We start from the raw sequence: 6,404 nt of genomic DNA on the forward strand, positions 1-6,404 counted from the left end.
GGCCTATGAAAGCCGGATCATTCCGCAACGCACTCAGGAGTTCGCCATCAACGCCGCCAACTACCGGCACTGGGACGAGGCTGTGCGGCTCTATGTCGACGACTGCCTGGAGGGCACCGAAGGACCGCGCGAGAAGGATTTCAACATGCGCTGGATCGCCTCTCTGGTCGCCGACTGTTACCGCATATTGATGCGCGGCGGCGTTTTTCTCTACCCCGGCGATCGGCGCAAGGGCTATGGTCAGGGACGGCTGCGCCTCGTCTACGAGGCCAACCCGATCGCCTATCTCATAGAGCAGGCTGGTGGTGCCGCCACCGACGCGATCACCCGCATCCTGGAAATCGAGCCCGAGAGCCTGCATCAGCGCGTGCCGATGATCTTCGGGTCGGCGCGGGAAGTCGCGCGCATCACGCGCTACCACACAGAGCCGAGCAACATCGGTGAGCGTGCGCCGCTGTTCAGCCGCCGCGGCCTGTTCAGAGCCTGAGCTGCACCATGTCAGCCAAGCACCCCATCATCACCATCACCGGGTCGTCGGGCGCCGGCACGACCTCGGTCAAGCGCATCTTCGAGCTGATTTTCCGGCGCGAGAACATCGAGGCCGCTTTCATCGAAGGCGACGCATTTCACCGCTACGACCGCGCGGCGATGAAGGCAAAGGTGGCCGAGGAGGAAAAGGCCGGCAACCCGAACTTCACCCATTTCAATGCCGCGGCCAACGAACTCGGAATTCTCGAAGAGGTGTTCGCGGAATATGGCCGTCGCGGAACCGGCAAGACCCGCACCTACATTCATGATGAGGAAGAGGAAAAGCAGCACGGCACGCCACCGGGAACCTTTACCGAATGGCGCGAATTCGCTCCCAGCGACCTGCTCTTCTACGAGGGGCTGCACGGCTGTGTCGTCACCGACACGATCAATCTGGCCAAGCATGCGGATCTCAAGATCGGCGTCGTGCCGGTCATCAATCTCGAATGGATCCAGAAGATCCATCGCGACCGTTCGACACGCGGCTATTCCACCGAGGCGGTGATGGACGTGATCCTGCGCCGGATGCCCGACTATGTCCGCTACATTGTCCCGCAATTCTCGCAGACCGCCATCAACTTCCAGCGCGTGCCGATCGTCGATACGTCCAACCCGTTCATCGCGCGCTGGATTCCGACACCCGACGAATCGATGCTGGTTATCCGCTTCGCCAATCCGCGCGGCATCGATTTTCCGTATCTGCTGTCGATGATCCACGACTCGTTCATGTCGCGGCCAAATTCCATCGTGGTGCCAGGCAACAAGCTCGATCTTGCCATGCAGCTGATCCTGACGCCGCTCATCCTGCAATTGGTTGAACGCAAGAGCCGTGTGTCGTGAGGAGGATGCAATGACCAGCCAAACAGCACTGAAGCCCGTCACCACAACCGCTCTCGTCTCTGAGCGCGACATGGCGAACGCCATTCGCGCGCTGGCGATGGACAGCGTCCAAAAGGCGAATTCGGGTCATCCCGGCATGCCGATGGGCATGGCCGATGTCGCAACGGTGCTGTTCAACCGCTTCATCAATATCGATCCGTCGAGACCGGACTGGCCCGACCGTGACCGTTTCGTGCTTTCAGCCGGCCACGGCTCGATGCTGCAGTACGCGCTGCATCATCTGCTCGGCTACGAAGACATGCAGGTCGAGGAATTGCAGCGATTTCGGCAGCTGGGCAGCCGCACCGCCGGACATCCGGAATACGGCCATGCGCTTGGCGTGGAGACCACCACCGGACCGCTTGGACAGGGCATTTCCACGGCGGTCGGCATGGCGCTGGCGGAACGCATGCTTGCCGCCCGCTACGGTGCCGATCTGGTCGATCATCATACCTATGTGATTGCGGGCGACGGCTGCCTTCAGGAGGGAATCAGTCACGAGGCGATAGATCTCGCTGGTCACCTGAAGCTTTCCCGCCTGATTGTCTTCTGGGACGACAATGCGATTTCCATTGACGGGCCGACCTCCCTCTCCACGTCGATGGACCAGCCGGCGCGCTTCAAGGCCGCCGGCTGGGATGTCCAAAGTGTCGCCGGGCACGACATGGCAGCAGTCGCCGCGGCAATCGAGGCGGCGCGGCGGTCGGATCGGCCATCGCTGATTGCCTGCCGCACAGTGATCGGCATGGGTGCCCCCAATCTCGGCGGTTCGGAAAAGACGCACGGCGCACCGCTGGGTGAAGCAGAGATCGCCGCGACACGCGAAAACATCGGCTGGGCCCACGCGCCGTTCGAGGTGCCGGATGATATCCTTTTCGCCTGGCGCGAGATTGCCGGTCGCGGCGAAGCGATGCGGCGCGCCTGGGAGCAGCGGCTTGCCGCCTCGCCGCGACGCGAGGCTTTTGAAAACGCCGTCGCCGCCGAACTGGCCGACACGGTCTTCGACGCGCTCGAAGCCTTTCGTCGCGAACATGTCGAGAAGGCAACCAAGGTGGCGACGCGAAAAGCCTCCGAAATGGTGCTGGAGGCCATCAACGGCGCAACGGAATTGACCGTCGGCGGCTCGGCCGATCTGACGCACTCGAATCTGACGATCACCAAGGGCATGAACCGCATTGCGCCGAGTGACTATGCCGGCCGCTACATTCACTACGGCATTCGTGAACACGGCATGGCGGCCGCCATGAACGGCATCGCGCTGCATGGAGGGTTCGTGCCCTATGGCGGTACGTTCCTGTGCTTCGCCGATTATGCGCGCGGCGCGATGCGGCTCTCGGCGCTCATGGGCCAGCGCGTCATCTATGTGATGACACACGATTCCATCGGCCTCGGCGAGGACGGCCCGACGCACCAGCCGGTCGAGCACCTGGCGATGCTGCGTGCCACGCCCAATCTCAACGTCTTCCGTCCGGCGGATGTCATCGAAACGGCGGAGTGCTGGGAACTCGCGCTGAAGAGCAAGGATCGGCCGAGCGTGCTGGTGCTGTCGCGCCAGAACCTGCCGATGCTGCGTCGGTCGCACAGTGACGAGAACCGCTCCCGCCAGGGTGCCTACGTCCTGCGCGAACCAGCCGAGCACCGTGCCGTCACCCTGATCGCCACCGGCTCGGAGGTCGAGATCGCGGTTGCTGCCGCCGAAAGGCTGGAGACCGAGCATGGCGTCGCCGCCGCCGTCGTGTCGATGCCGTGCTGGGAGCTTTTCGAGGAGCAGGAAAGAGCCACCCGCAAGGCCGTCCTCGGCTCGGCGCCGCGCGTCGCGGTCGAAGCGGCAGCCCGGCTGGGCTGGGACCGCTGGATCGGCGAGACCGGCGCTTTCGTCGGCATGACCGGCTTCGGCGCCAGCGCCCCTGCCCCCGACCTCTACCGGCATTTCAACATAACGTCCGAAGCGGTTGCTGCAGCGGCGCTGAAGCTCATCATCTAGGAGGATTCACAATGGCTCGCATCACCCTTCGCCAGCTTCTCGACCATGCCGCCGAGCACGGCTACGGCGTACCGGCATTCAACATCAACAACATGGAACAGGGCCTCGCCATCATGGAAGCGGCCAAGGCCTGCGACGCGCCTGTCATCATCCAGGCTTCGCGTGGCGCCCGGACCTATGCCAACGACATCATGCTGGCCAAGATGATGGAGGCGCTGACCGAAATCCACCCAACCATCCCGCTATGCATCCATCAAGACCACGGCAACAGCGAGGCCACCTGCCTTTCCGCGATCCGCCACGGCTTCACCTCGGTGATGATGGACGGATCCTTGATGGCGGACGCCAAGACGCCGGCAAGCTACGACTACAACGTCGCCATAACCGAACGCGTCGCACGTATGGCGCATTGGGTCGGCGCTTCCGTCGAAGGCGAACTGGGCGTGCTCGGCTCGCTGGAAACCGGCCAAGGCGAGGCCGAGGATGGCCACGGCGCCGAGGGCGCGCTCTCCCACGACCAGCTCCTGACCGATCCCGATCAGGCGGTCGACTTCGTGACCGCAACCCAAGTCGACGCGCTGGCGATTGCCTGCGGCACCTCGCACGGTGCCTACAAATTCACCCGCAAGCCGGACGGCGACATCCTGGCCATGCAGGTGATCGAGGCGATCCACGAGAAGCTGCCCAACACGCATCTGGTCATGCACGGCTCTTCCTCTGTGCCGCAGGAGTTGCAGGACATCATCAACAGATACGGCGGCGAGATGCCCCAGACTTTTGGCGTCCCGGTCGAGGAGATCGAGCGCGGCATCCGCTACGGCGTGCGCAAGGTCAATATCGACACCGATTGCCGCATGGCCATGGCCGGGCAGTTCCGCCGCGTCGCGACGGAAGACCCGCGCGAGTTCGATCCCCGCAAATTCCTGAAGCCCGCCATGGATGCCTTGCGCGACCTTTGCCGGGACCGCTTCGAGCGTTTCGGTACGGCGTCCAACGCCTCGAAGATCAAGGTCATCGCCATGGACGAGATGGCGAAACGTTACGCCGCGGGAAAACTCGACCCCCAAATCGCAACCGCGAAAGCCGCCTGAGCAACAAACAGGAGACCTGTCATGAACAAGATCGACATACTGCCAGCGGGGACGCTCAAGGAAGGCAAGGAGCGCTACAAGTCAGGGGTCATCCCCTACAAGAAGATGGGCTACTGGGAGCCTGACTACAGGCCCAAGGAAACCGATCTGATCGCCATGTTCCGGATCACGCCGCAACCCGGTGTCGACCACGAGGAGGCGGCAGCCGCCATCGCCGGTGAATCCTCCACCGCGACGTGGACCGTGGTGTGGACCGACCGGCTGACAGCTTGCGAGCTCTATCGCGCCAAGGCGTTCAGATCCGAGCCGGTGCCGAACACCGGTCCCGGAACCAAGACCGAGCAACAGTACTTCGCCTACATCGCCTACGACCTCGACCTGTTCGAGCCGGGCTCGATCGCCAACCTGACCGCATCGATCATCGGCAATGTGTTCGGCTTCAAGGCAGTCAAGGCGTTGCGGCTGGAAGACATGCGTATCCCGGTGGCGTATCTCAAAACCTTCCAGGGGCCGGCGACCGGCATCGTGGTGGAGCGTGAGCGGCTCGACAAGTTCGGCCGGCCGCTGCTCGGCGCAACGACGAAGCCGAAGCTCGGCCTGTCGGGACGCAATTACGGGCGCGTCGTTTATGAAGCGCTGAAGGGCGGCCTCGACTTCGTCAAGGACGACGAGAATATCAACTCGCAGCCCTTCATGCATTGGCGCGACCGCTTCCTCTACTGCATGGAGGCCGTGAACAAGGCGTCGGCCGCCACCGGCGAGGTCAAGGGCCATTATCTCAACGTCACCGCCGGCACGATGGAGGAGATGTACGAGCGCGCCGAATTCGCCAAGCAACTTGGCTCCTGCATTGTGATGATCGATCTGGTCATCGGCTACACGGCGATCCAGTCGATGGCCAAGTGGGCACGCCGCAACGACATGATCCTGCACCTGCACCGTGCCGGCAACTCGACCTATTCGCGCCAGAAGAACCACGGCATGAATTTCCGCGTCATCTGCAAATGGATGCGCATGGCCGGCGTCGACCACATCCATGCCGGCACGGTGGTCGGCAAGCTGGAAGGCGACCCGCTCATGATCAAGGGATTTTATGACACGCTGCGCGAGGAGCGCACGCCGCAGAACCTCGAAACCGGGCTGTTCTTCGATCAGGAATGGGCCTCGCTCAACAAGGTGATGCCCGTTGCCTCGGGCGGCATCCATGCCGGCCAGATGCACCAGTTGATCCACTATCTCGGCGAGGACGTCATCCTGCAGTTCGGCGGCGGCACGATCGGCCATCCGGACGGTATCCAGGCAGGCGCGACGGCCAATCGCGTCGCCTTGGAAGCGATGATCCTGGCCCGCAACGAGGGGCGCGATTATTTGCGCGAAGGGACCAAGATCCTCGAACAGGCGGCCAGATGGTGCACGCCGCTGAAGGCTGCCCTGGAGACCTGGAAGGACGTCACCTTCAACTACGAATCGACCGACACGGCCGACTTCGTGCCAACCGCAACGCCCAGCTTCTAGACGAAAGGAACCGTCGTCATGATGACCAATCCGGGAAACAAGGTCACACAGGGGCAGTTCTCGTTCCTGCCCGACCTGACCGACGAGCAGATTTCGGCGCAGATCAAATACGCGCTGAAGAACCATTGGGCGGTCAGCGTCGAGTACACGGACGATCCGCATCCGCGAAACACCTATTGGGAAATGTACGGCAACCCCATGTTCGACTTGAAAGATCCGGCGGGCATACTGCTCGAGGTCAATGCTTGCCGGAAAGCCTGTCCGAACATGTATGTGCGGGTAACCGCCTTCGATTCGACCAAAGGCTGGGAAGCGCCGCGCATGTCGTTCATTGTCAACCGGCCGCCCAGCGAACCCGGGTTCCGGCTGCTGCGCCAGGAGCGTGACGGCCGCAGCCAGGGTTATTC

General features: G+C 62.8%; 6 protein-coding genes. All 6 read left to right on the plus strand.

The window, feature by feature from the left end:
- A partial coding sequence (locus EN969_RS12385) for a class 1 fructose-bisphosphatase (RefSeq protein ID WP_164758235.1) occupies window positions 1–487 on the plus strand: 487 nt, incomplete at its 5' end.
- 8 nt (window positions 488–495) lie between these two features.
- A complete protein-coding gene (locus EN969_RS12390) occupies window positions 496–1,368 on the plus strand; it encodes a phosphoribulokinase (RefSeq protein WP_013532053.1) in 873 nt (290 codons plus the stop codon).
- Window positions 1,369–1,378: 10 nt separating this feature from the next.
- Complete coding sequence (tkt, locus tag EN969_RS12395) at window positions 1,379–3,391, plus strand: transketolase (protein ID WP_063167849.1); 2,013 nt, start codon at window positions 1,379–1,381, stop codon at window positions 3,389–3,391.
- Window positions 3,392–3,402: 11 nt separating this feature from the next.
- The gene (gene fba / locus EN969_RS12400) at window positions 3,403–4,482 is read left to right on the plus strand and encodes a class II fructose-bisphosphate aldolase (protein WP_063167848.1); all 1,080 of its coding nucleotides are present in this window, start codon (window positions 3,403–3,405) and stop codon (window positions 4,480–4,482) included.
- 21 nt (window positions 4,483–4,503) lie between these two features.
- The gene (locus tag EN969_RS12405) at window positions 4,504–5,997 is read left to right on the plus strand and encodes a ribulose-bisphosphate carboxylase large subunit (protein WP_013532056.1); all 1,494 of its coding nucleotides are present in this window, start codon (window positions 4,504–4,506) and stop codon (window positions 5,995–5,997) included.
- 18 nt (window positions 5,998–6,015) lie between these two features.
- A partial coding sequence (locus EN969_RS12410) for a ribulose bisphosphate carboxylase small subunit (protein ID WP_164758236.1) occupies window positions 6,016–6,404 on the plus strand: 389 nt, incomplete at its 3' end.

The organism is Mesorhizobium sp. M7A.F.Ca.CA.003.01.2.1, assembly GCF_003998945.1.
Lineage (GTDB): Bacteria > Pseudomonadota > Alphaproteobacteria > Rhizobiales > Rhizobiaceae > Mesorhizobium > Mesorhizobium ciceri.